The sequence below is a fragment of the Streptomyces sp. Ru72 genome, from assembly GCF_002920635.1.
Classification (GTDB): Bacteria; Actinomycetota; Actinomycetes; order Streptomycetales; family Streptomycetaceae; genus Streptomyces.
On sequence record NZ_PQSR01000020.1, the window covers coordinates 47,154 to 67,129 of the forward strand.

A 19,976-nucleotide genomic window follows, 5' to 3' on the forward strand; every position below is an offset into this window, starting at 1 on the left:
GGCTCAGCCGGCCGGGCGCGCCGAGCTCAGTGACAGGGCGAACCTCCCTTCCCGGTCGGTCCACCAGTGCGTCAGGTCCAGTCCAGCGTGGGCGAGTTCACGGCTCACACCGTCCTTGCGGAACTTCGCCGACACCTCCGTGCGCAGTTCCTCGCCCTCGGCGAAGTCGACCTCCAGGTCGAGCGCGGGAACCTTCACGATCTGCGCGGTGCGCGCCCGCAGCCGCATCTCGATCCACTCGTTCTCCGCGTCCCATAGCGCCACATGGTCGAAGGCGTCCGGGTCGAAGTCGGCGCCCAGCTCCCGGTTGACGACGGCCAGCACGTTCTTGTTGAAAGCGGCCGTCACCCCGGCCGCGTCGTCGTACGCCGCCACCAGCACCGAGGGGTCCTTCACCAGGTCGGTGCCGAGCAGCAGCGCGTCCCCCGGCGCCATCAGGGCCCTGACAGCCCCGAGGAAGGCCGCCCGCTCGGCGGGCACCAGGTTGCCGATGGTGCCGCCGAGGAAGGCGACGAGCCGCGGTCCGGGTGTCTTCGGAAGCGTGAGGCCCGCCGTGAAGTCGGCGATGAGCGCGTGGACGTCGAGACCGGGCCGCTCGGCGGCCAGCGCCTGCCCCGCCTGGGTGAGCGCGCTCTCGCTGACGTCGACGGGGACGTAGGTGTGCAGTCCGCTCATCGCGTCCAGCAGGTGCCGTGTCTTCTCGGACGAGCCGGAGCCCAGCTCGACCAGTGTGCGCGCGCCGGCCGCGGCCGCGATCTCCCCGGAGCGGGCGATGAGGATCTCCCGTTCGGCGCGTGTGGGGTAGTACTCCGGCAGTTCGGTGATCTTTTCGAACAGGTCGCTGCCGTGGGCGTCGTAGAACCACTTCGGCGGCAGGGTCTTCGGACTGCGGGTGAGGCCGTCGAGGACATCGGCGCGCAGCGCGGCGTCCGTGGCGTCCTCGGGCAGGGTGCGGGTGAGATGGAACGGGCTCACGTGCGGGGCTCCTCGGGTGATGGGGGTCCCCCCGCTCGAGCGGTGTCGAGAGTGGGGGAGGACGCCATGTCGTCGCGTGGGTCCTTCAGCGGTGTCAGCAGGACGTCGGTGCTGTCGGCCGTGAGCAGCGTGCGGTCGGGCACCTCCCGCCAGCGCGCGTCGTCGTCGTAGGGCTCGGAGGCCACGGCGATGCTGCTGCCCGGCTCGGCGAGGTACCACAGGGTGTCGCCCCACGCGGTCGCCGCGATCGCCGAGCCGTTGGTGAGCAGGAGGTTGAGCCGGGAGTCGGGGGCCGCCGCGGCGACCTCCAGCACGGTGTCGGCCAGGGCCTGCCCGCCGTCGTCGCCGGTGCGCAGCCGGTTGAGCACGAGCGCCCAGACGAGGGCCGAGTCGGTGCGGGCCTCCAGCGACAGCAGTTCGGCCGGCGGCAGGGACCGGGCCAGGGCGGCGACGGAGCGCGGCCATCCGGGCACCGCCCCGTTGTGGCTGAACAGCCACCGGCCCGCCGCGAACGGCGCCGCCGCGGCCTCTCCGGCGGCGCACCCCTCGGTCGCGTCCCGCACGGCCGCCAGCAGCGCGCCGGAGCGCACGACGCGCGCCAGATCGGCGAAGGACGGGTCGCTCCAGATGGGCTCCATCCGGCGGTACCGCGCGGGCACCGGATCACCCTCGGCGTACCAGCCGACCCCGAAGCCGTCGGCGTTCACCGTGCCGTACCGCTGCCGCCGCGGCTCCCAGGACTGCCGGTACAGGCTGTGCGACGGCTCCTTGAGGAGCCGGCCGAGCGGCTCCTCGGGTCCCAGGTAGGCGATGTGACGGCACATCACACGTCCCGGGCGGTGCGGAAGCCGGAGAAGATCTGGCGCCGGATCGGATAGTCCCAGTTGCGGAAGGTGCCCCGGCAGGCCACCGGGTCCACGGCGAACGAACCGCCGCGCAGCACCTTGTACTCGGGTCCGAAGAACACCTGCGAGTACTCCTTGTACGGGAACGCCGTGAACCCCGGGTAGGGCAGGAAGTCGCTCGACGTCCACTCCCACACGTCGCCGATCAACTGCCGTACCCCGAGCGGGGAGGCGCCCGCCGGATAGCTGCCGACCGGCGCGGGACGCAGGTGCCGCTGCCCGAGGTTGGCGTGCTCGGGCGTAGGGTCGGCCTCGCCCCAGGGGTAGCGCCGGGACCGTCCCGTGGCCGGGTCGTGGCGGGCCGCCTTCTCCCACTCGACCTCGGTGGGCAGCCGGCGCCCCGCCCAGCGCGCGTACGCGTCCGCCTCGTACCAGCACACGTGCAGCACCGGCTCGTCGGGCGGTACGACCTCGGTGACACCGAAACGCCGCCGCAGCCACTGCCCGCCCTCGCGACGCCAGAACAGCGGGGCCTCGATGCCGTGCTTCCGGATGTGGGCCCGGCCCTCAGGGCTCCACCAGCGCTCGTCGCCGTATCCGCCGTCCTCGATGAAGGCCGTGTAGGCGCCGTTCGTCACCGGGACGGCGTCGATGTAGAACGGCGGCACCTGCCGCTGGTGGGCGGGCCGTTCGTTGTCCAGCGCCCACGGCTCGGTGGAGGTGCCCATGATGAACGGGCCGCCGGGCACGAAGACCTCGGCCGGGCCGTCGTACGGCGCCACCGGCTCCGGATCGGGGGCGGTGAGCGCCTGCGGGCCCTTGCGGAGCTGGTGCGTGATCAGCATCGTCTCGTCGTGCTGCTGCTCGTGCTGGGCGATCATGCCGAAGGCGAAGCCCGCCTGGGTCAGGCGCCGGCCCGTCAGCGGCGTGCGCTCCAGCACGTCCAGGGCCCGTCCGCGCACCTCGGCGGCGTAGCGGCGGGCCTCGTCGGGCGGCAGCAGCGGCAGTGAGGGCCGTTCTGCGCGCGGGTGTTCGAAGGCGTCGTACAGCCCGTCGATCTCGGGGCGCATCGCCTCGCGGCCCGCGACCTCGCGCAGCAGCCACAGCTCTTCCTGGTTGCCTATGTGCGCGAGGTCCCACACCAGCGGGGACATCAGCGGCGAGTGCTGGGCCGTCAGATCGGGATCGTCGACGCAGGTGGTCAGGAGCGCGGTGCGGTCGCGGGCCGTGGTGAGGGCGTCCAGCGCGCGCTCCCGGAGTATCTCGGGGTCGATCGGGGACCGTTCGTCGGTCATGTGCGCATGTCCTTCCCGTGGAACCGGAGCAGCAGGTCGTCGGCGGGGCAGCGGCCCCGGGCCACATAGCGGTCGGTGAACTCGGCGACGGCACCCAGCACATCGGCGGTGGCGCCGAGCCTCGGCAGCGCCTCGGCGGCGGCCGCGAAGCAGGCCACGGCGGCCTCGTGCAGCTCGGGGTCGGCCAGACCGTCGCGGGCCGCGGCGATCCACAGCGGGTTGCACGGCGGCGGCAGGGGGCCCGCCCGCTCCGCGAGCGGTTTGACCGACCGGTAGGCGGTCTCGGCGGCCTCTGGGTCGTCGAAGAGCGCGGCCGTGACGGCGAGCGGCACGATCCAGCCGTCGTCACCCGGCTGCGCGTCGATCATGCGCAGTTCCAGATGGCCCCGCGGTCTGACCGGAGGGAACAGCGTCGTCAGGTGGTAGTCGAGGTCACCCCGGTCCGGCGGATCCGCGGACCGGGTCCAGGCCCGGAAGCTCAGGCCCTGCGGCACCCGCCAGGGACCGCTGCCGTCGCGGACGCACATCACCGGCGCGTCCAGCACACGCCGGGCCCAGGCGGCCCGCGGGTCGCCGTCGAGCGGGGGCGCGCTGGAGCGTCCCGGGTCCATGGCCGTCCACAGGAACTGCCGCGTCGAGCGCCAGCCCGTGGGCCGGCCCCCGGCCAGCGGAGAGTGGGCGAACGCGGCGACCAGGACCGCGCCCAGCTGGTGCGCCAGCCGCCAGCGCCGCCCGAACCCCAGGGGCCCCGGTTCCTCGTGTCCGGCGTCCAGGCACACCTGCACGGAGGCGGAGGAGCACATCATGGACCGCCCCTCGGGCCCCGCACGGTCCAGGCAGCGCTCCATGGCGTCGTAGCGCGGCTCGCGGAGGTAGCGGCGGGGAGAGCGCCAGGGGTCGTGGCCGTGGCCGCTCAGGGCGAGGCCGGCCTCGTGCAGCACGGCACGCACCGCGTCGAGGTCGGCGGAGACGGACCCGACGCACTCCATGAGGGAGGCGGCCGGAGCGGAGCTGAGCTCCAGCTGACCGCCGGGTTCGACCGTGAGGGCCGAACGCAGGGGCAGGGTCCGCAGTGCGGCGTAGGCCGCGTCGAGACGTTCCCGGGAGACGGGGAGCCACGGCGTGCGCGGCTCGTGGACGAGCCATTCCACTTCGACACCGAGCGAGCGGGGCGGTCCGGTCTTGAAGCAGATACCGCGGACCAGCGCCTCCACGTCGGCTTCGGTGACGGCGGAGCGGTGCTCCGTACAGTCACTCGCCGAATCGGACATGTCAGGATCCCTCCTGAGGTTCCACCATGTCGCCGATCCGGGCCCCGGAAGGCCGGACCGGCATCGCTCGTCCCACCCAAGACGCTCCCATGCATTCGCACAAGGGTGCGCAGTGGGGCTTTCCGGACTGCTTTCCTCTTGTTGCGCGCGTTGCGAGACGTTGTTACCGGGACCGCGAAACTCTGTTGCGGCGTGAGACCAGCATCGCTCACCATGCGTTCATGAGCACGACGGGGGAGATCGGCGCCACGCCGGGGGAGCGGGCGCGCGGCGCGCTCACGGCGCCCACGGGGGTGGCGCCGTGAGCGCGCGCCTGCGCGGGATCGCGCGGCAGACGCAGGAGATCGTGGCGGCGGGCGCCTACCGCGCGCCCGACGGACGTTCGGTGGCCATCGCCGCGGTGGTCGAGGCCGCCCGCACGGGGACGCGGATGTACGGTCCGGACGCGGTGGACGTACCGCCCGCAGTCCCGGTCACCGGGGCCTTCGAGGTCACCGGCGAGAGCAGCCTGGAAGCGGCCCGGCGCCTTGTCGGCCGGTCGGGTGATCCGGTGGCCGTCCTCAACTTCGCTTCCGCCAGAAACCCGGGCGGCGGCTTCCTGAACGGCGCGCAGGCCCAGGAGGAGGCCCTGTGCCGGGCCTCCGCGCTGTACGCGTGCATCAGCGAGGTCAGGGAGTTCTACGACCACCACCGCGCGCACCGCGACCCGTTCTACACGGACCGTGTCATCCATTCACCGGCGGTGCCCGTCTTCCGCGACGACCAGGGGCGCCTGCTGGACGAGCCGTACGAGGTCGGCTTCCTGACCGCCGCCGCGCCGAACGCGGGAGTGGTCCTGCACAGGGCGCCGGAGCGCGCGACCGAACTGCCGCGCGCCCTCGCGACCCGCGCCGAGCGGGTGCTGGAGACGGCGGCGGCCTGCGGCTACCGGCGCCTGGTGCTGGGCGCCTGGGGCTGCGGGGTGTTCCGGAACGACCCGGCGCAGGTGGCCGGGGCGTTCCAGGGGCTGCTGGACGGGGGCCGGTTCGCGGGGTACTTCCAGGAGGTCGTCTTCGCCGTGCTGGACCGCACGCCCGGCGCGACGACACGGGCGGCGTTCGAGCGCGCCTTCGGCACCCGGGTGGGCGCCGCCTGACCCCGGGCCTCAGTTCCAGCCGTAGCGTTCCCGGAGCCGGTGCACCACGAGGTTGAACCGCATCCGGTCCAGCGCGCACGCCTCGCGCCGCATGCCGCCCTCATGCACCCGAAGGACACGATCCACGTCCACCCAGGACTCGCGCCCCGACCGGTCCCACGGCCCGCTGCCGATCGGCACCCACTCCCGGTCGCCGTCGTGCCGCTTGCTGGACAGCTGCACGGCCAGCAGCGTGCCCGCCGCCTCACGGGCGACGACGAGCACCGGGCGGTCCTTGCCGCGCCCGTCGTTCTCCTCGAACGGCACCCAGGTCCAGACGATCTCGCCGGGGTCGGGGTCTCCGTCGTGCGCGGGGGAGTACTCGGTCCGTACCCGGCCCACCTCTCGGGGGTCGGCCTCCGTGGTGGCGGAAGCGCCGTAGCGGCCGGGGACGTCTTCTTCGGTAAAGGCAGTCACGCGGCTCACGGTAGAGCGTCGCCGCGCACGCGTTCCGAGCGGGTCGGCTGGTGACGCCGCGTCAACTCGCCACGGCGCCTGCTACGGCTGTGGCGGGTTGTCCTGCTCGGGCCGGGACCGCATCTGTTCCCTCAGCGCGTCCGGACCCTTGTCGACCTGACCGGGCTGCGCCCCGTGAGGCTGCTCGCCTGCGGGCTGTCCCGCCTTGTCGTGGCCCTCGCCGATGCGTTCGCCATGGCCCTTGAGCATCTGCCTCAGCTTGTCCATCACGGACATGACACCCTCCTTCGCGGGATCTGCCCCCTCCTCCAAGGATCAGGGCCGTTCGCCAGGGGTGCATCCGCTGGGGGACGCCGTGCCGCGTACCCTCCGGGCATGGCTGACCACTGCTCGGTCCACGCCGGAGGCGTCCGGCTGGCCTGCCGGATCTCGGGACCGGCCGATGCCCCGCCCCTCGTCCTGTTGCACGCGCTCGGCGAAGACGGCTCCACCTGGGACGCGGTGGCGCCGCACCTCGCCCGCGGCCGACGCGTGCACGCCCTCGATCTGCGCGGCCACGGCCGAAGCGACTGGCCGGGTGTGTACTCGCTGGAGCTGATGCGAGGAGACGTGCTCGGCTTCCTGGACGCGCTGGGCCTTGGCACGGTGGAGCTGATCGGGCACTCCCTGGGCGGGGTGGTGGCCTACCTGCTCGCCCAGTACCGTCCGGGGCGCGTGAGCCGGCTCGTCCTGGAGGACGTACCGGTGCCGCGCCCCCGACGCCCGACCGCACCGGCCCGGCCGGACGGCGACCTGACCTTCGACTGGGGCGTGGTGACGGCCGTCAGACCGCAGCTCGACACGCCGGATCCCCGCTGGCTCGAGCGGCTCGGCCGGATCACCGCCGAGACCCTCGTGCTCGCCGGAGGCACCGGCAGCCATATCCCCCAGGACGGCGTCGCGGAACTGGCCGACCGCATCCCGCGCGGGCGGATGGTCACCATCCCGGTCGGGCACCTCATCCATGAGGCCGCCCCGAACGCGTTCACGGACGCGGTCTCGGCCTTCCTGCTGTGAGCCCTCTCCGGCATCAGCGCTTGTACAGGTCGCCGTGCGGCACTCGCCGCCGCTCTCGCCGCGGCGTCCTGGAACCTGCGTAGCGAGGAGGCCACGGCGCGCGGCCTCCCGCGACCCGGCCGGGAACGCCCGGCAGCCGCAGATGCGGCTCAGCCCGCGGGGACCGCCCCCGCCGCGCGGCCGGGGAGGGGTCCGCACCGCTGTGGTTCGGCGCGCTCTTCGTCAGCTACACCCTCGAAGGCGTCGGTTACATCGTCGCGGGCACCTTCCTCGTCGCCGCGATCGAGCAGAGCCCACCGGGCTGGCCCGGCAGCGGTGCCTGGGTGCTGGTCGGACTCGCGGCCGTCCCGTCCTCGGCGCTGTGGGCACGCCTCGGGCGCCGCTGGTCCCGCCCCGGCCTGCTGCTCGCCGCGCTCGTGATCCAGGCGACCGGCATCGCCCTGCCCGCTCTGCTCGGGTCGGTGGCGGCGGCCCTGGCCTCCGCGGTCCCGTTCGGCGCGACCTTCATCGGCGTCGGCACCCTGGCCCTGGCCACCGGCGCCCACCTGCGGTACCCGCGCTCCGTGGCGCTGCTGACCACCGGGTACTCCGTGGGCCAGATCCTGGGTCCCCTGGCCGTCGCCCCGCTGCTCCACCACGGCTACCGCCAGGCCCTGCCCCTGGCAGCCGCCGTGGTCCTCGCCGCCGCCCTCGCCGTGGGCGTCCTGCGCATCGGCTTCCCGCACCACCGGACGGTCGTACGGGGCGGCGCCCCGGGAGACAGGCCCGCCGCGGCGGACGCCGTACCGGCTTCGACGGACCGTCACTGACGCAGCCGCGCTACTGTCGGGCTGTCGGGACGGCCGCTCAACGACGTACCGCCACCGAAGCCACTGACGGGGAGCCGCACATGACCACTGCACGGGACCTGCTGATCGTCGCCCTGGACGCGGCACCCGGCCGTTCTGCCGAACCGGGCGATCTCTCGCTCGCGCTCGCGGGAGCGGAGCTGCTCGACCTCCGGGACGCCCGGGCCCTCACGCTGGACGGAGACGTCGTCGTGCCGGGCGACGCGCCGGTGACCGACGACCGCCTGGTGCGGGAGGCCGCGGCGTCACTCGTCCGGCAGACGCCCCACGAAACCGTCGAGGACTGGCTCTGGCGCCGGGGGCAGGGTCTGTCCTCGGCGTATCTGGCCGTCTTCGAGGACGAGGGACTGCTCAAGCGGCAGCACCGCCGCCTGCTGCCGTCCTGGACCGGTGAGGCGGTGCTGGCCGACTCCGCCGCCCGGCAGCGCGCGGCGGACCGATGGGCCGAGGACGAGCCCGTGCTCGCCGCTCTCGCCACGGCCGTCGGGATCCGTGAGACGCCCGCCGGAGAGCTGCCGGACGAGACCGACGAGGCGGTGACCACGGTGCTCGCCGCCGTCGACGACGCGGTGACGGAGCTGACGGCCGTACGACAACGACGAGCCATCGAGAAGGCGGCCTTCGACAACATCTGGAGGGGGAACTGACGCGGATGCGGGCCGCCCGCCGGTCCGTCACGGGGCGCCGTCGTCGAGCGGCTGGGACAGGGTCGCCTTGACCTGCCTCGTCCGCTCGTCGGCGAGGACCTCGGCCCGGTTATCGGCCAGAGCGCGCATGGTCTGCTCGGCGACGTCCTCGGCGCCGATCTTCGGCGCGTCCGTCCAGTTGGCCAGGTCCGTGTCCACGAAGCCCGCGTGCACCCCGACCACCAGGGTGCCCTGGTCCCGCAGCCCCTCGCGCAGCGCGCCGGTCAGCGACCACTGCGCCGCCTTCGAGGCCGCATAGCCGGGCCAGCCGGGCCGGCTCGCCCAGGACGCCACCGACAACATGTTCACCAGGGCGCCGCCCCCGTTCCGCGCCAGGACGGGCGCGAAGGCGCGGGCGACGGCCCAGGTGCCGAAGAAGTTCACCTCCAACGCCTCACGGGCGCCGTCGAGGGAGCCGTCGAAGAGCTTGGTGCCCCAGCCGCCCACACCCGCGTTGTTGATCACAATGCTGACGTCACCCGCCGCGGTGGCGGCCGCGGCGACCTCTTCGTGCCGGGTGACATCCATACGCAGCGGCGTGACGTCCGGGTCCTTCACGCTCTCCGGGTCACGCGCCGCCGCGTAGACCTTGACGGCACCGTGGTCGAGCAACGCGCGGGCGAACGCCCTGCCGATGCCGCGGTTGGCGCCCGTGACCAGGGCCACCGATCCGGCGATGTCCATAGCTCCTCCTCATGCCGTGGGACGGGACTCGTGCGTCCGCCGACGCACCGTCGCCCCGGGCCCATCCTTCCCGGGGGACGGCGTCGACTCGCGGTCAACGTCGTGACGACGTGTTCCGCGGCGCGACTCGGCTGTCGCCCGCTCTGCCCTCCGCATCACCATCACGTGTGGCGCGGCGATGCGCACCTCTGACCGGCCGCGGCCGGGATCCGGTCCGGCATTACCTGTCGAGGTGGTGACGGGAATCTCGGGTCACCATCGAGGCCACGCCGCCCGGGCGGAGGCCCGGCCCGCCCGGGGTCACCGGGCAACCGCGCCCCGGAACGCCCTTCGGGCGCACGGGTTCCGAGTCCCGTACGCCCGAAGCATCAACGGCTCAGCGCCTCATTGCCGAGAGGCTCAACCCTCGTCCTGCTCCACCGCCACCTTCTCCGGCCGCGGCGGCACGAACCCGTTGAGCCCGGCCGTCCCCGCCGCCGGCGCTGCGTTCTGGTTCATCGAGGACAGCAACTGGCGGGCGAGCCCCAGGCCGGTGCCGCCCATCGTCAGGGCCTTGGCGAACATGTCGGCCATGCCGTCCGCCCCGTTGAGCAGCACCATGTTGTCGACGTTGCCGAACGCGGACGCGCCCGCCTGGACGATCTCCGGCCACTTCTCGGCGAGTTGCTGCGCGACCACGGCCTCCTGGTTGTCCGCGAGGGCCGCGGCGCGCGCCTTGATGGCCTCCGCCTCCGCAAGGCCCTGGGCGCGGGTCGCCTCCGCCTCGGCCAGACCCTTGGCCTGAGCCGCGGCCGCCTCGGCCTCACCGGTCGCGCGGGTCGCCTCGGCCGCCGCCGCTCCGCGCGTCTTGGTGGCCTCGGCCTCCGCCGCCGCGGCCGTCTTGACCCGCGTCGCCTCGGCCGCCGCGGCCAGCTCGGTCTCCTTCGCGTTGGCCTGCGCCGCCGAGATCCGCGCGTCACGCTCGGCCTCGGCCAGCGTGCGCTTCTCGTAGGCCTTCGCGTCCGCGGGCTTGCGGACGTCGGCCTGGAGCTGCTGCTCGCGCCGGTGCGCCTCCAGCTCCGCTACCCGGGTCTCCTGCACCACGACCTCCTGGCGGGCCGCGGCATCGGCGAGCGGACCGGCCTGGCGCGCCTTGGCGGCCGCCTTGTCCCGCTCGGCCTGGTAACCGGCCTGCAGGATCTCGCTGTCCCGCGTCGCCTCCGCCATGCGCGCGAACGACTGCTGCTCCGCCTCGGTGGCGAGACGGTTCGCCTCCGCCTGCGCGATGCGCGCGTCCCGCTGCACCGCCGCAGCGTGCGGCGCCGCCAGGTTCCGGATGTACCCCGTCGGGTCCTCGATCTCGTGGATCTGCAGCGAGTCCACGATGAGACCCAGCTTCTCCATCTCCGTACCGCAGGCGGCCCGGGTCTGCCCGGTGAGCTTCTCCCGGTCGCGGATCATGTCCTCGACCGTCAAACCGCCCACGATGGACCGCAGATGACCGGCGAACACGTTGTGCACGCGCTCCGACATCAGCTTCTGCTGGTCCAGGAAGCGGCGGGCCGCGTTGGCGATCGACACGAAGTCGTCGCCCACCTTGAAGATGACCACGCCCCGCACCTTCAGCGGAATGCCCTGATGGGTCACGCAGTCCACGTGCAGTTCCGTCTCGTTGAGGTCGAGCGACAACTTGCGCACCGCCTGCACGCCCGGCAGGACCAGCGTGCCGCGCCCCGTGACGATGCGGAAGCCCATCCCTTCCTCGAGACCCTCCGTCCGATGGTTCGAACCGGAGATGATCAGTGCTTCGTTGGGCTCCGCGACACGCCACATGAGCTTGAAGACCCCAACGATGACAAGCAGCGCGAGGACGACGGCCCCCGCGACGACGCCGATGACCATCGGCATACGCCCCCTTTGCCTGGTGCCGGGTCGGCACCGAACGAAGGCGAGTCTGCGCCTGCGCAAGCCCGGGGTGAAGACACTGACGGAACCTTGTTGCAATCTTGACGCCTGTGCCTCTCACCTGCGGTGAGAGGGGCTCAACTGTCGTACATGGCCTCGACGTAGACGGTTCGGGGCGGCAGATACTCCACCACCATCACCACCGCGCCCCGCTCGATACGGCCCGTCCCGTCCGCGGGATACGCGAGGAAGTGCTCGGCCCCGCCGCGCACGCGGACGATCACCTCGCCGACCAGTCCGGGCCCGACGGTACCGGTGACACGTCCCATCAAGCCGACCATCGGCGCATCGTCCATGGTCACAGGGTACGGTCCGCACGCTCCTGCGTCGCCGGTGCGTCCAGGGCGGCCGCGTACCGCGGCCACTGCCTGAACCAGCGCTGGTCCGCCTCCAACTGGGCCGCCAGCGACACCAGAAGAGGCTCGCTGTTCGCCGGGCCCAGCAACTGCGCGCCCACGGGCAGACCGTCACCGACGAAACCCGCGGGCACACCGACCCCCGGCCAGCCCAGCACGTTCCACGGCCAGGCGTACGGACACGCCGCGATCATCGCCCGGTCGGTGTTCCAGCCGTTCATGTTCGCCAGCGTTCCGATGCGCGGCGGGGGAGCGGCCGTCGTCGGTGCGAGGAGGACGTCGTACGTCGTGAAGAGCGCCCCCACGCGCCGGTGCAGCGTCGCCTCCGCCCGCCGCGCCACGCGCAGCGGAGCCCCACCGAGCAGCCGGCCCAGGCGTGCGGCGTCGCGGGTGCGCCGGTCGAGCAGGTCCGGGGACGGCACGTTGCGCACCCACTCGGCCAGGCCCGCGGTCGCCCGTGGCACGAACGCCAGCCCGATCTGCCCGTACCGCGGCTCCGCCTCCTCGACCACGTGACCGAGCGCGGCGAGACGCTCCGCGAGCGCGAGCACCCGCTCCCGTACGCGGGGATCGAGCCGTGCCGGCAGCGCAGTGAAGGGCGGCTTCAGCGAGAGCGCGATCCGCAGCCGGCCCGGGTCGCGTCCCACCGCGGCCGAGACGTCCAGTGCGGGCGGCCGGTGCCGTTCGCCGTCGTGGTTACCGCTCGCCGCGTCCAGGAGCAGCGCCGCGTCCGCGACCGTACGGGCGAGCGTGCCGTTGACCGTGATGCCGTAGAAGGACTCGGGGCTCGGCCAGGTCGAGATCCGGCCGCGTTGCGGTTTGATGCCGACCAGGTGCGTCCAGGCGGCCGGGATACGGATCGACCCGGCGCCGTCCGAGCCCAGTGCCGCCGGCACCAGGCCCGCCGCGACCGCCGCCGCGGAGCCGCCGGACGACCCGCCCGGCGTGTGGCGGAGGTTCCACGGGTTGCGGGTGGCGCCGAAGGCGGGCCCCTCGGTGAACGGCCACTGGCCCAGCTCGCAGGTGTTGGTCTTGCCGACGATCACCGCGCCTGCCGCCCGCAGCCGCCGTACCGCCTCGCCGTCCTCGGCCGCCGGCGGGAAGTCGCCCGGGCAGCCGAACGCGGTGGGCTCGCCCGCCACGTCCATGTCGTCCTTGACCGCCACCGGCACCCCGAGCAGCGGCCGCCGGACCCCGGCAGCCAGCAGCCTGTCGGCCGCCTCCGCCTCGGCGAGCGCGGCCTCGGCGCGCACCACGCGGAACGCGTTCACCGTGGGCTGCGCCGCCTGGATCCGGGCCAGCGTGCGCTCCACGAGTTCCCGGGAGGTCAGCTCGCCGGCGGCGAGCGCGCGGGCGCACTCCACCGGTCCCGGAATGCGGTCGGACGTCATGGGGACACCTCCGCGGAACCCTCTTGTACCGAACGGTAACCTGTGCGGGCGGCGTGCGACAGCGATTGCGCAACTTCCCTTGTGGGAGGGGCGGTTACGGCTACGAACGCACCCCGGGAACGCGCGGTGTGAGCGTTCTGCGAAGATGCGGTACGTCATGGTGCAGATACCGGAACAGCCCGTCCCTTCGTCGCCCGCACCACCCGCCGTGCCGACGAGTGCCGATGTGGCACGTCTGGCCGGTGTCTCGCGCGCGACCGTCTCCTACGTCCTCAACAACACGAGCGCCGTACGCATCAGCGAACCCACCCGCCGCCGCGTCCACGAGGCCGCCAAGGAACTGGGGTACGTCCCGCACGCGGCCGCCCGCAGCCTGCGCGCCGGACACAGCCGCATGGTGCTCATGCCCTCCCCGAACGTGCCGGCGGGCCCGCTGTACAGCCGGTTCCTGAGCGAACTGCAGTGGGCGCTCAGCCGGCTCGACTACACGGTCGTGCAGTACGGCGGCATCGGCCTCGACCGCGACGAGGCGGCCCGCGCCTGGGCGGAACTGCGGCCGGTCGCGGTCATCGTGCCCGGCGGCGGCCTCGGCGCCGAAGGCGTCCACGTCCTCAAGCGCTCAGGCGCCCGCGCCGTCGTCACCCTCGGCTCCGAACGTGTCGAGGGCGCGCACGCGCTGCTCCTGGACCAGGACGGGGTGGGGCACAGCGCCGGGGTCCATCTGCTGGCCCGCGGCCGCCGCCGCGTCGGTGTGGTCATGCCCGAGGAGCCCGGTCTGGAGTCCTTCTCCAGGCCCCGCCTTCAAGGTGTGCGGCGCGCCCTGGAGGGCACCGAAGCGACCGTCACCGAGCTGCCGCTCGCCTACGAGGAGGACTCCGCCGCCCGGCTGGCCGGGCGCTGGCGCTCCCTGTGCCTGGACTCCGTCTTCGCGTACAACGACGAGTACGCCATGCTCCTGATGCGCGCCCTCCAGGACGAGGGCGTGGACGTCCCGGAGGACACGGCCGTGGTCGGCGCCGACGACCTGATGCTCGGCCGGCTTTTGCGCCCGCGGCTGAGCACCGTCCACATCGAACTGCCGTCCGGCCGCGATCTCGCCGAGCTGGTCGACCGCGCGGTGCGCGATCCTGGAGGTGTGCCGGAGGTGCACGAGGTGTTCGGGGCACGCATCGTGCACCGCGAATCGAGCTGAGCACGCGGGACGGGGACCCTCACGGGCACCGTGCGCCCCGCCCGGTGCCGGATCGGAGAGCCGTCATGCTGCTCGACACGCGGACCTGGCAGCCGCAGGCGCTGACGGGCGCCGAGTACACCGTCACCGAGCCCGCCACCGGCGAGTCGCTCGGCACCGTCACGCTCGCCTCCGAACAGGACGTCGAGACCGCCGCCCGGGCCGCCGTCAGTGCCCAGGGCGCCTGGGCGAGGACCCCGTACAGCACGCGCGCCGCCGTGCTCCGCAGGGCCGGCGACCTGCTCACCGCGCACACCGACGAACTGCGGGACTGGCTCGTCCGCGAGTCCGGCTCCGTCCCGGACAAGGCCGGCTTCGAGCTGCACGTCGCCGCGCAGGAGTGCTATGAGGCGGCGGCCCTCGCGTCCCACCCGACGGGGCAGGTCCTGCCCTCGGAGGCGCCCCGGCTGTCGTACACGCGCCGTGTCCCCGTCGGCGTGGTGGGCGTGATCGCCCCGTTCAACGCCCCGCTGATCCTCGCGGTCCGCTCCGTCGCACCGGCCCTCGCCCTCGGCAACGCCGTCGTACTCAAACCCGATCCGCGCACCGCCGTCTGCGGCGGCCTCGCCGTGGCCGCCGTGTTCGCCGAGGCGGGGCTGCCCGAGGACCTGCTGCACGTCCTGCCCGCAGGACCGGACGTGGGCCAGGAACTGGTCGCCGACCCGCGCGTCCCGGTGATCTCCTGCACCGGGTCGACCGCCGCCGGCCGCGCGATCGCCGAAGCCGGCGGACACCACCTGAAACGGGTCCACCTGGAGCTCGGCGGCAACTCCGCGCTGATCGTCCTGGACGACGCCGACCTCGACGCCGTCGTCTCCACCGCGGCCTGGGGGTCCTTCTTCCACCAGGGCCAGATCTGCATGGCGACCGGCCGCCACCTCGTCCACGCGTCCCTGTACGAGGAGTTCGTCGAGCGGCTCGGCGCCAAGGCCGACACACTCACCGTGGGCGACCCGTACCGCGAGAAGGTGCACCTCGGCCCCGTCATCGACGCGAGCCAAGTGGCCCGGATCCACGGTCTGGTGGCGGCCAGCACCGCCCGCGGCGCGAAGCTCGTGGCGGGTGGCACGCACCGCGGCCTGTTCTACCGGCCGACGGTGCTGGCCGGAGCCGACGACACGACACCGGCCTACACCGAGGAGGTCTTCGGGCCGGTCGCACCCGTACGCCCCTTCACGACGACGGAAGAGGCCGTCGGCCTCGCCTCCGCGGGGCCGTACGGCCTCTCCCTGGGAATCGTCACGCGGGACGCCGCGCGCGGCCTCGACCTGGCCGAGCGGATCCCGACGGGCATGGCCCACATCAACGACCAGACCGTGGGCGACGAGGCCGTCGCGCCCTTCGGCGGCCTCGCCGCCTCCGGCACCGGCGCGCGCTTCGGCGGTGAGGCCAATCTGGACGCCTTCACCCACCTGCGCTGGACCACGGTGCGCGGGGACGTGGCCACTTACCCCTTCTGACCGCCTGCCGGCAGCCGTCACTCGCCGTTCTGCTCGGCCTTCTCCTGCTGCTCGGCCACCGCCTTGCGGACCTCGTCCATGTCCAGCCTGCGGGCCTGCCCGATCACGTCGTCCAGAGCGGCCTGCGGCAGGGCGCCCGGCTGCGCGAACACGGCGACCCGGTCACGGACGATCATCAGCGTCGGGATGGACTGGATGCCGAACGCCGCCGCCAGCTCGGGCTGCTCCTCGGTGTCCACCTTGCCGAACACCAGGTCAGGGTTCTCCTCGGCGGCCTTCTCGTACACCGGCGCGAACTGACGGCACGGCCCGCACCAGGACGCCCAGAAGTCGATCAGGACGAAGTCGTTGTCCTGGACCGTCTGGTCGAAGTTCTCCTTGGTGAGCTCCACGGTGTTGCTCATGGCGTATCCCTCTTCCTGATGTCGGGGCCGAGCCGCTGTCGTCAACTGTCACACTTGGTCACGTATTCCGCGCCCTACCCGTGTGGCCCCCGGGCACACCACCCACCAGACTGTCCCCATGACGGAAACGGAATCCATCGCGTACGACGTCGTGGTGCTCGGAGCCGGGCCCGTGGGGGAGAACGTCGCCGACCGTACCCGCGCGGCCGGCCTGTCCACCGCGGTCGTGGAGAGCGAGCTGGTCGGCGGTGAATGCTCCTACTGGGCGTGCATCCCCAGCAAGGCACTGCTCCGCCCGGTGATCGCCCGCGCCGACGCCCGCCGCGTCCCGGGTCTCGCCCGGCTCGCCGAGGGACCCCTCGACGCCGCCGCGGTCCTCGCCCACCGGAACTACGAGGTCGGGGACTGGAAGGACGACGGGCAGGTCTCCTGGCTGGACGGCATCGGGACCGACCTCTACCGCGGACACGGACGACTGGACGGGCCGCGCAGGGTCACGGTGACCGGCCCGGACGGCGAGCGGCACGTGCTGACCGCCCGGCACGCGGTGGCCGTGTGCACCGGCAGCGACGCCCAGCTGCCCGACCTGCCCGGGATCGCCGAGGTGAACCCGTGGACCAGCCGTGAGGCGACCAGCGCCCAGTCCGTCCCCGGCCGGCTGGTCGTCGTGGGCGGCGGTGTGGTGGCCGCAGAGATGGCCACCGCCTGGCAGGCCCTCGGCTCCCAGGTCACCGTCCTGGTGCGTGGCAAGGGCCTGCTGCCCCGCATGGAGCCGTTCGCCGGGGAACTGGTCGCGGAGGCGCTCACCGAGGCGGGCGCGGACGTGCGCACCGGCACCTCGGTGGAGTCGGTACGGCGCGAGGGCGACACCGTCGTGGTCGTCACGGACGCCGGCGACCGCCTCGAGGCCGACGAGATCCTCTTCGCCACCGGCCGGACGCCGCGCACCGGCGACATCGGCCTCGACACGGTCGGCCTGGAGCCCGGCTCCTGGCTGCCGGTCGACGACACCCTGAGGGTGGCGGGCAGCGAGTGGCTGTACGCGGTCGGCGACGTCAACCACCGCGCCCTCCTCACCCACCAGGGCAAGTACCAGGCGCGCATCGCGGGCGCGGCGATCGCGGCCCGCGCGGCGCACGTCCCGCTGCTGGAGACGGACCGCTGGGGCGCCCACTCCGCGACCGCCGACCACGCGGCCGTCCCGCAGGTGGTCTTCACCGACCCGGAAGCGTCGGCCGTGGGCCTGTCACTGGCCGAGGCGGAGCAGGCGGGCCGCCGGGTGCGCGCCGTGGACGTCGAGTTCTCCTCGGTGGCGGGCGCGAACCTGTTCGCCGACGGCTACCGCGGCCGCGCCCGCATGGTCGTCGACCTGGACAGCGAGACCCTGCTGGGTGTCACGTTCGTCGGCCCCGGCGTCGGCGAACTCATCCACTCCGCGAGCATCGCCGTCGCCGGCGAGGTGCCCATCGACCGTCTGTGGCACGCGGTGCCGTCGTTCCCGACGATCAGCGAGGTGTGGCTGCGGCTGCTGGAGGCGTACCGGGGCTGACACCGGACCCCTCAGCCGGGCAGCGTGAACCCCAGTTCTCGCGCTGCCCGTTCCGGCGTCGGCCCGCCCCACCGCGCCGCCACCGCCTCGTTCGACGACAACGAGCGCAGCTCGGCGCGGTCCAGGTAGAGCGTGCCGTCCAGATGGTCCGTCTCGTGCTGGACGATGCGCGCCGGCCAGCCCGTGAACTCCTCGTCCACGGCGGCCCCGTGCTCGTCCAGCGCGCGCAGCCGCACCCGGGCGTGCCGGGCCACCACGGCCTGCCAGCCGGGCACGCTCAGACAACCTTCGAAGAACGCGGCGCGCTCGGTGCCGACCGCCTCGTACGACGGGTTGACCAGCACCCGGAACGGCTGCGGCACCCGCCCGCGCACCACCCGCACCTCCTCCGGGACCGGCGCCGGGTCCTCGATCACCGCGATCCGCAACGCCACCCCGACCTGGGGCGCGGCGAGACCCACACCCGGCGCGGCGTGCATCGTCAAGCGCAGGGCCTCGACGAAGCGGGCCAGCAGCGCGGGCCCCAACTGCCCGTCGAACGGCTCGGCGCCGGAGCGCAGCACCGGGTGACCGGCGGCGACGATCGGCAACGGGCCACCGGCGGCGAGCAGTTCCTCGACCTGCTCGGCCAGAGGCTTGTGGTCACGCGGAGATCCCATCGCGCCAGCATGCCACGGCCCCGTCGGCACCCCCGTGTGACGCACGCCACGTACACCTGCGGGAACTCCGCCCCGGCCTGCCCCGACCTCTGGACCGCCCGCGCTGAGACACGAGCACCCGGAGAGGCCCGCCGATGCCCACCGCTCCCTCGCCCACGACGGACGAGTCCCCGCAGTCCGTCGCCCCCTCACCCTCGCGATGGGCGCCCCTGCGCCCCCTGGTGCTGCGTCTGCACTTCTACTCCGGTCTGCTCGTCGCCCCGTTCCTGCTGGTGGCCGCTCTGACGGGGTTCCTGTACGCCGCCTCGTTCCAGGCGGAGAAGATCGTCTACGCCGACGAGCTGACCGTCCCGGTCGGCGACGGCAAGCTGCCGATCAGCGAACAGGTCGCCGCCGCCCGTAGGGCCCATCCCGAGGGCACGCTGTCCGCCGTACGGCCCTCCCCGGCGAGGGACGCCACGACCAGGGTGCTGCTGTCCGGCGTCCCCGGCGTCGCCGAGGACCACACGCTCGCCGTCTTCGTCGACCCGTACACCGGGAAGGTGCGCGGCGCCCTGGAGCAGTACGGCTCCACCGGCGCTCTGCCGCTGCGCACCTGGATCGACGAGTTCCACCGCGATCTGCACCTGGGGGAGAACGGTCGTCTCTACAGCGAACTCGCCGCCAGCTGGCTGTGGGTGATCGCCGGTGGGGGGCTCGTGCTGTGGTTCGCGCGCCGGCGCTCACAGCGCGCGGTCCGCGGCACGACCGGCCGCCGCCGCACCCTCGGTCTGCACGGCACGGTCGGCGTGTGGGCCGCCGCCGGGTTCTTCTTCCTCTCGGCGACGGGCCTGACCTGGTCCACCTACGCGGGGGCCAACGTCGACGAACTGCGCACCTCGCTCGGCCAGGCCACCCCGTCCGTCTCGGCGGCCGTGAGCGGCGAGCACGCGGGCCACGGCTCGACCGCGGCCGCCGGCGGCGGCGAGCACGGCGTGGGCCTCGACGCGGTGCTGGCGGCGGCACGCGGGAAGGGGCTGAGCGACCCGGTGGAGATCGTCCCGCCCGCCGACACGACCTCCGCGTACGTCGTGAAGCAGGTGCAGCGCAGCTGGCCCGAGAAGCAGGACTCGGTCGCCGTCGATCCGGCCACCGGCGAGGTCGCCGACATCGTGCGCTTCGCGGACTACCCGGTCCTGGCCAAGCTGACCCGCTGGGGCATCGACCTGCACACCGGGGTCCTCTTCGGGATCGTCAACCAGATCGCCCTGATGGCCCTCGCGCTCTGCCTGGTCCTGCTGATCGTCTGGGGATACCGCATGTGGTGGCAGCGCGGCCGGGCGGGCGCGTTCGGGCGGCCGATCCAGCGCGGCGCCTGGCAGCACGTGCCGCCACAGATCCTCGTGCCCTGCATGGCGGCGATCGCGGTCCTCGGCTACTTCGTGCCGCTGCTCGGCATACCGCTCGCGGCGTTCATCGCGGTGGACGTCGCGCTGGGCGAGATCGCCCATCGGCGCGGCAGGCGCACGTACGGCGGCCGCGAGGCGTGATCCGACGCGCGGAAGCGGACGCCGGACCGAGACGACAGGTGGTCCACCAAGTCACGTCCTACGAGGGCGGTCGCGCCGGTTGGCGTAGTCGTCGACGTTGAACGGGATGGGGCTGATGCCGCGAGCGCTCTCCAGGGAGCGATGTCGAGGCGGCATCCGACGGCCGAAGTGCTCCGCCGGATGCCCGTCACGTTCACGGGGC

General features: G+C 73.4%; 20 protein-coding genes. 8 read left to right on the forward strand and 12 right to left on the reverse strand.

Annotated features, from left to right (window positions below; genetic code table 11):
- Nucleotides 1-3: 3 nt before the first annotated feature.
- The 4 genes from egtD to egtA are packed head-to-tail and all read right to left on the reverse strand — an operon-like array spanning nucleotide 4 to nucleotide 4,386.
- Nucleotides 4-975 carry an L-histidine N(alpha)-methyltransferase gene (gene egtD, locus C3488_RS12670; protein WP_103839493.1) on the reverse strand — a complete coding sequence of 324 codons (972 nt, stop codon included), beginning with the start codon at nucleotides 973-975 and terminating at the stop codon, nucleotides 4-6.
- Nucleotides 972-1,799, reverse strand: coding sequence for an ergothioneine biosynthesis protein EgtC (gene egtC / locus C3488_RS12675; protein ID WP_103839494.1), 828 nt, complete (start codon nucleotides 1,797-1,799; stop codon nucleotides 972-974). The genes egtD and egtC overlap by 4 nt, the downstream gene beginning before the upstream one ends.
- A complete protein-coding gene (gene egtB, locus C3488_RS12680; protein WP_103839495.1) occupies nucleotides 1,799-3,115 on the reverse strand; it encodes an ergothioneine biosynthesis protein EgtB in 1,317 nt (438 codons plus the stop codon). The genes egtC and egtB overlap by 1 nt, the downstream gene beginning before the upstream one ends.
- A complete protein-coding gene (gene egtA, locus C3488_RS12685; RefSeq protein ID WP_103839496.1) occupies nucleotides 3,112-4,386 on the reverse strand; it encodes an ergothioneine biosynthesis glutamate--cysteine ligase EgtA in 1,275 nt (424 codons plus the stop codon). Before egtA ends, egtB begins: the two co-directional genes overlap by 4 nt.
- 301 nt (nucleotides 4,387-4,687) lie before the next feature.
- On the opposite strand from egtA, the gene C3488_RS12690 reads away from it, so the two are divergent.
- Nucleotides 4,688-5,521, forward strand: coding sequence for a TIGR02452 family protein (locus C3488_RS12690; protein ID WP_103839497.1), 834 nt, complete (start codon nucleotides 4,688-4,690; stop codon nucleotides 5,519-5,521).
- A gap of 9 nt (nucleotides 5,522-5,530) precedes the next feature.
- Here C3488_RS12690 and C3488_RS12695 read toward each other — a convergent pair whose 3' ends face one another.
- Nucleotides 5,531-5,977 (reverse strand): type II toxin-antitoxin system PemK/MazF family toxin, encoded by a 447-nt coding sequence (locus tag C3488_RS12695; RefSeq protein ID WP_103839498.1) that lies wholly within the window; start codon nucleotides 5,975-5,977, stop codon nucleotides 5,531-5,533.
- An 81-nt stretch (nucleotides 5,978-6,058) separates the two neighbouring features.
- Nucleotides 6,059-6,253 (reverse strand): antitoxin, encoded by a 195-nt coding sequence (locus C3488_RS12700; RefSeq protein ID WP_103839499.1) that lies wholly within the window; start codon nucleotides 6,251-6,253, stop codon nucleotides 6,059-6,061.
- Nucleotides 6,254-6,352: 99 nt separating this feature from the next.
- On the opposite strand from C3488_RS12700, the gene C3488_RS12705 reads away from it, so the two are divergent.
- The 3 genes from C3488_RS12705 (at nucleotide 6,353) to C3488_RS12715 (ending at nucleotide 8,528) form a co-directional block, all read left to right on the forward strand.
- A complete protein-coding gene (locus C3488_RS12705) occupies nucleotides 6,353-7,033 on the forward strand; it encodes an alpha/beta fold hydrolase (protein ID WP_103839500.1) in 681 nt (226 codons plus the stop codon).
- 251 nt (nucleotides 7,034-7,284) lie between these two features.
- Nucleotides 7,285-7,842: a YbfB/YjiJ family MFS transporter gene (locus C3488_RS12710; RefSeq protein ID WP_374955412.1), complete on the forward strand. Its 558-nt coding sequence runs from the start codon at nucleotides 7,285-7,287 to the stop codon at nucleotides 7,840-7,842.
- Between the two features lie 80 nt (nucleotides 7,843-7,922).
- Nucleotides 7,923-8,528 carry a GPP34 family phosphoprotein gene (locus C3488_RS12715; protein WP_103839501.1) on the forward strand — a complete coding sequence of 202 codons (606 nt, stop codon included), beginning with the start codon at nucleotides 7,923-7,925 and terminating at the stop codon, nucleotides 8,526-8,528.
- 27 nt (nucleotides 8,529-8,555) lie between these two features.
- Here C3488_RS12715 and C3488_RS12720 read toward each other — a convergent pair whose 3' ends face one another.
- The 4 genes from C3488_RS12720 to C3488_RS12735 all read right to left on the reverse strand — a co-directional run bounded on the left by C3488_RS12720 (nucleotide 8,556) and on the right by C3488_RS12735 (nucleotide 12,942).
- On the reverse strand, nucleotides 8,556-9,251 hold the full coding sequence (locus C3488_RS12720) for an SDR family oxidoreductase (protein ID WP_103839502.1): 696 nt from the start codon (nucleotides 9,249-9,251) through the stop codon (nucleotides 8,556-8,558).
- 399 nt (nucleotides 9,252-9,650) lie between these two features.
- Nucleotides 9,651-11,138: a flotillin family protein gene (locus C3488_RS12725; RefSeq protein WP_103839503.1), complete on the reverse strand. Its 1,488-nt coding sequence runs from the start codon at nucleotides 11,136-11,138 to the stop codon at nucleotides 9,651-9,653.
- A 134-nt stretch (nucleotides 11,139-11,272) separates the two neighbouring features.
- Nucleotides 11,273-11,491 (reverse strand): hypothetical protein, encoded by a 219-nt coding sequence (locus C3488_RS12730; RefSeq protein WP_258053385.1) that lies wholly within the window; start codon nucleotides 11,489-11,491, stop codon nucleotides 11,273-11,275.
- A gap of 2 nt (nucleotides 11,492-11,493) precedes the next feature.
- Nucleotides 11,494-12,942, reverse strand: coding sequence for an amidase (locus C3488_RS12735; protein ID WP_103839505.1), 1,449 nt, complete (start codon nucleotides 12,940-12,942; stop codon nucleotides 11,494-11,496).
- A gap of 157 nt (nucleotides 12,943-13,099) precedes the next feature.
- Between C3488_RS12735 and C3488_RS12740 the strand changes: the two genes are divergently transcribed.
- Both C3488_RS12740 and C3488_RS12745 read left to right on the forward strand, forming a co-directional pair.
- Nucleotides 13,100-14,134, forward strand: a complete 1,035-nt coding sequence (locus C3488_RS12740; protein ID WP_103839536.1) for a LacI family DNA-binding transcriptional regulator — start codon at nucleotides 13,100-13,102, stop codon at nucleotides 14,132-14,134.
- Nucleotides 14,135-14,199: 65 nt separating this feature from the next.
- Nucleotides 14,200-15,633 (forward strand): benzaldehyde dehydrogenase, encoded by a 1,434-nt coding sequence (locus tag C3488_RS12745; RefSeq protein WP_103839506.1) that lies wholly within the window; start codon nucleotides 14,200-14,202, stop codon nucleotides 15,631-15,633.
- A gap of 17 nt (nucleotides 15,634-15,650) precedes the next feature.
- Here C3488_RS12745 and trxA read toward each other — a convergent pair whose 3' ends face one another.
- Complete coding sequence (gene trxA, locus C3488_RS12750) at nucleotides 15,651-16,082, reverse strand: thioredoxin (RefSeq protein WP_374955411.1); 432 nt, start codon at nucleotides 16,080-16,082, stop codon at nucleotides 15,651-15,653.
- 73 nt (nucleotides 16,083-16,155) lie between these two features.
- Between trxA and C3488_RS12755 the strand changes: the two genes are divergently transcribed.
- Complete coding sequence (locus C3488_RS12755; protein WP_103839508.1) at nucleotides 16,156-17,586, forward strand: NAD(P)/FAD-dependent oxidoreductase; 1,431 nt, start codon at nucleotides 16,156-16,158, stop codon at nucleotides 17,584-17,586.
- A gap of 11 nt (nucleotides 17,587-17,597) precedes the next feature.
- On the opposite strand, the gene C3488_RS12760 is transcribed toward C3488_RS12755, so the two are convergent.
- Complete coding sequence (locus tag C3488_RS12760) at nucleotides 17,598-18,245, reverse strand: peptide deformylase (protein WP_103839509.1); 648 nt, start codon at nucleotides 18,243-18,245, stop codon at nucleotides 17,598-17,600.
- Nucleotides 18,246-18,379: 134 nt separating this feature from the next.
- Here C3488_RS12760 and C3488_RS12765 point away from each other — a divergent pair, with 134 nt between their 5' ends.
- Nucleotides 18,380-19,774, forward strand: coding sequence for a PepSY domain-containing protein (locus C3488_RS12765; RefSeq protein WP_103839510.1), 1,395 nt, complete (start codon nucleotides 18,380-18,382; stop codon nucleotides 19,772-19,774).
- Nucleotides 19,775-19,976 lie beyond the last annotated feature (202 nt).

Excerpts from the sequence above, each read along its gene's own strand:
- C3488_RS12705 (WP_103839500.1), top strand. The coding sequence starts at position 6,353 with ATGGCTGACCACTGCTCGGTCCACGCCGGAGGCGTCCGGCTGGCCTGC.
- C3488_RS12735 (WP_103839505.1), bottom strand. The coding sequence starts at position 12,942 with ATGACGTCCGACCGCATTCCGGGACCGGTGGAGTGCGCCCGCGCGCTC.
- C3488_RS12725 (WP_103839503.1), bottom strand. The coding sequence starts at position 11,138 with ATGCCGATGGTCATCGGCGTCGTCGCGGGGGCCGTCGTCCTCGCGCTG.
- egtA (WP_103839496.1), bottom strand. The coding sequence starts at position 4,386 with ATGTCCGATTCGGCGAGTGACTGTACGGAGCACCGCTCCGCCGTCACC.
- C3488_RS12730 (WP_258053385.1), bottom strand. The coding sequence starts at position 11,491 with ATGGACGATGCGCCGATGGTCGGCTTGATGGGACGTGTCACCGGTACC.
- egtB (WP_103839495.1), bottom strand. The coding sequence starts at position 3,115 with ATGACCGACGAACGGTCCCCGATCGACCCCGAGATACTCCGGGAGCGC.
- C3488_RS12765 (WP_103839510.1), top strand. The coding sequence starts at position 18,380 with ATGCCCACCGCTCCCTCGCCCACGACGGACGAGTCCCCGCAGTCCGTC.
- C3488_RS12720 (WP_103839502.1), bottom strand. The coding sequence starts at position 9,251 with ATGGACATCGCCGGATCGGTGGCCCTGGTCACGGGCGCCAACCGCGGC.
- C3488_RS12740 (WP_103839536.1), top strand. The coding sequence starts at position 13,100 with ATGGTGCAGATACCGGAACAGCCCGTCCCTTCGTCGCCCGCACCACCC.
- C3488_RS12700 (WP_103839499.1), bottom strand. The coding sequence starts at position 6,253 with ATGTCCGTGATGGACAAGCTGAGGCAGATGCTCAAGGGCCATGGCGAA.
- C3488_RS12760 (WP_103839509.1), bottom strand. The coding sequence starts at position 18,245 with ATGGGATCTCCGCGTGACCACAAGCCTCTGGCCGAGCAGGTCGAGGAA.
- C3488_RS12745 (WP_103839506.1), top strand. The coding sequence starts at position 14,200 with ATGCTGCTCGACACGCGGACCTGGCAGCCGCAGGCGCTGACGGGCGCC.
- C3488_RS12715 (WP_103839501.1), top strand. The coding sequence starts at position 7,923 with ATGACCACTGCACGGGACCTGCTGATCGTCGCCCTGGACGCGGCACCC.
- egtC (WP_103839494.1), bottom strand. The coding sequence starts at position 1,799 with ATGTGCCGTCACATCGCCTACCTGGGACCCGAGGAGCCGCTCGGCCGG.
- C3488_RS12755 (WP_103839508.1), top strand. The coding sequence starts at position 16,156 with ATGACGGAAACGGAATCCATCGCGTACGACGTCGTGGTGCTCGGAGCC.